5 protein-coding genes are annotated in these 3137 nt (G+C 65.6%); all 5 read left to right on the top strand.

The genetic code is table 11. The annotated features are described in order from the left end of the window. Positions 1-384, top strand: a 384-nt coding sequence (locus Q1V87_RS07545; RefSeq protein WP_300591538.1) for a nucleoside monophosphate kinase, incomplete at its 5' end; no start/stop codon positions are given. 9 nt (positions 385-393) lie between these two features. Next, the gene (map, locus tag Q1V87_RS07550; protein WP_300591540.1) at positions 394-1236 is read left to right on the top strand and encodes a type I methionyl aminopeptidase; all 843 of its coding nucleotides are present in this window, start codon (positions 394-396) and stop codon (positions 1234-1236) included. A gap of 52 nt (positions 1237-1288) precedes the next feature. Continuing rightward, positions 1289-1969 (top strand): thioredoxin domain-containing protein, encoded by a 681-nt coding sequence (locus Q1V87_RS07555; protein ID WP_300591542.1) that lies wholly within the window; start codon positions 1289-1291, stop codon positions 1967-1969. 69 nt (positions 1970-2038) lie between these two features. Beyond that, entirely contained in the window at positions 2039-2713 is a 675-nt protein-coding gene (locus Q1V87_RS07560; RefSeq protein ID WP_300591544.1) for a thioredoxin domain-containing protein, read from the top strand. A 225-nt stretch (positions 2714-2938) separates the two neighbouring features. Then, positions 2939-3137, top strand: a 199-nt coding sequence (locus Q1V87_RS07565; protein WP_300591545.1) for a lamin tail domain-containing protein, incomplete at its 3' end; no start/stop codon positions are given.

Genomic DNA, 3137 nt, shown 5'->3' on the forward strand with positions numbered 1-3137 from the left:
GAGATCGTGCGTGACCGCCTCACGCAGGATGACGCGAGCAACGGCTTCTTGCTGGACGGCTATCCCCGAAACCTCGGCCAGGTCGGCGATCTTGACGCGTTCCTCGAGGGCCGCGGCGAGGCGCTGGATGCTGTCATCGAGCTATCGGTTCCGCGCGATGAGTCGATTGCGCGCCTGAGCCAGCGCGCGATCGAGCAGGGACGCACGGACGACACCGAAGAGGTCATCGCCAATCGGCTTGCCATCTACGAGCGCGAGACCGCGCCGATCCTCGATGTGTATCGCGAGCGCGGGATCGTCGATGCGATCGACGGCGTCGGCTCGCTCGATGAGATCGCAGACCGCATCGCTGCCGCCCTTGCGGCGCGCGGCATCACCGGCTGACCGGGCGTCGTGCTGCGTCGATCGATCTACAAGACCCCCGCTCAGTTGCGAGCGATGGTCGAGCCCGGGCTGATTACCGCCGCCGCCCTCGATGCGGTGCGTGCACTGGCAGCGCCCGGCGTCACGACGCTGGAGCTGGATGCCGCGGCATCCGCTGTCATCGTCGGTCGCGGGGCGCGTTCGAACTTCCAGCTGGTGCGCGGTTATCGGCATACGGTGTGCACGTCGGTCAATCAGCAGGTCGTGCACGGCATCCCGGGTGATTACCTCTTGCAGCCGGGTGACATCCTCTCGGTGGATGCAGGGGCCGAGTATCACGGCTGGAACGGGGACTCCGCGTTCACCGTCGTGCTGCCCGATCCTGATCGGCCGGACCTCGTCGCTGCACGCCAGCAGCTCTCGGATGTGACCCGCGGATCGCTCTGGGCCGGAGTCGCGGCTCTCGCGAGCGCGACACATGTCGGTGAGGTTGGCACGGCGATCGAGGGCTACGTCGAGGCGAACGCGCCCGAGGGTGGTTACGGCATCCTTCGCGACTACATCGGCCACGGAATCGGCCGCAAGATGCACGAGGCGCCGCCCGTGTTCAACTACCGCACCAGCGATCCGGGGGCCGAGGTGCGACCGGGTCTTGTGCTGGCTATCGAGCCCATGGTCGTTGCCGGTGATCAAGCGACGTTCGTCGAGGATGACGACTGGACTGTGTCGACCGTCGATGGCACAGACGGCTCACATTGGGAACATAGCGTCGCCGTGCACGATGGTGGTATCTGGGTGCTGACGGCGCCCGATGGCGGCGCCGCGGAGCTCGCTCCGTTCGGTGTCACCCCGCAACCGATCGCCGGGGCCTGAGCGGCGCACGCTGGCAGGCCCGACGGACACACAGCATCCGGAGGAAGCAAACATGGCAGCTACCGCGAAATCGAACAACTCTTTCGCGATCTGGGTCAGCGTCGCGGTCGTGGCAGTGCTGGTACTTGTCGGAGCTCTCGTGGTGTGGATGAACAACACGGCATCGGCTCCGGGTCCGGTTCCCGCTGCCGCGAACATCAACACCGAGACCGGGGGGATCGCGGTCGGTACCGGTGCGAACTCCGTCGACACCTACGTCGACTTCATGTGCCCCTACTGCAACCAGTTCGAGCAGGCCGAGGGTGAGACCATTCAGCAACTCATCGATGACGGGTCGATCACTCTGAACGTCCACCCGGTCTCGATCCTCGACCGCGCATCGCAGGGCACGAAATTCTCGACGAGGTCCGCGAGTGCCGCGTACTGTGTCGCCGAGTCGGATCCGGATGCGCTGCTGGACTTCATCACTGCCATGTACGCCCAGCAGCCGGCCGAGTCCTCGCCGGGACTGACCGATGACGAGATCGTCGCGATCGCTGAGGGCGCGGGAGCCACGAACTCCAGTTCCTGCATCACGGACGGCACGTACATGGACTTCGCGACGGCGATGACCCAGAACCTGCCGACGAACCCTGCCACGGGCGGGGCGAGCACGCCGACGCTCGTCGTCAACGGAGAGTACGTGACGGTGACCTACGACCCGCAGACCGACATCGTCGCTCGCTTGAACTGAGCGCGACCAGGACCACGCCGCCGAGCGCCCGCAGCAACGGGCACAGACACAGCACCGGAGGAAGACACCATGGCAGCTCCCGCAAAGAAGAACAGCTATTTCGCCATCTGGATCAGCGTCGCCGTGGTTGCGGCACTCGTTCTGGTCGGCGCGCTCGTGGTGTGGATGAACAACACCGCTGCGGCTCCGGGTGCTGCACCCGAGGGGCCGGGCATCGACTCGTCGACCGGCGCGATCGCGGTGGGCAGCGGGCCTGACGAGGTCGATGTGTGGTTCGACTTCTACTGCCCTCACTGCCAGGACTTCGAGGACGTCTATGGCCCGACGCTGGATGAACTCGTCACCTCGGGCGACATCACCCTGAACCTGCATCCTGTTGCGTTGTCGGGACTGAACGCGGCATCCGGCACCGACTTCTCCGAGCGTTCGGCCAGCGCGCTCTATTGCGTCGCCACGCAGGACACTGACGCTGCTTTCGCGTTCACCCAGACGCTTCTGACTGCTGACGTCACCGGCGCGGGATGGACGGATGACGAACTCATCGCGCTGGCTGCCGACTCCGGGGTGACCGGGATCGACGAGTGCGTCACCCAGCGCACGTACGTCGACTTCGTCGACGCGCAGACCCGGGAGATCCCTGCGAGCCCTCAGGGCGGGCAGGGAACGCCGACGCTCTTGATCAACGGCGAGTACATCTCCCTCACCGGCGACGTGAACGTCGACATCATTGACCGGCTGAGCTGACACTCTCTTCGCGAAGGATGCCCCCTCGGATCTGGATCCGCGGGGGCATCCTTCGTTTCTGATGGGCGACGCGCCGGTTCGGCGGGGTGACTCTCAGCGACTACTCGGGGTTCTGGATCCGTTCACCTGTGCTTTGCCTTCGGCGGTGAGGCTGACAGGGCGCCACCGTTCTGAGGCAACTGCCGGCGCATCATCCCTTGCACCGATTCCGCAGGAGTACTCGCTATGCGCCGACGCCTTGCCGCCGCCCTGTCCGTGATCCTCGGGCTTTCGTTCGTCGTCGCCGTTCCTACGGTCGCGTCGGCTGAGCCGATCGAGGTTCCGCCGGTGGTGATCAACGAAGTCACGTCGCAGGGAGAGCCGGAGGACTGGGTCGAGCTCTACAACGCAGGCGCGACGGACGTTGACATCTCGGGGTGGATGG

Source organism: Microbacterium sp. (assembly GCF_030149085.1).
GTDB lineage: Bacteria > Actinomycetota > Actinomycetes > Actinomycetales > Microbacteriaceae > Microbacterium.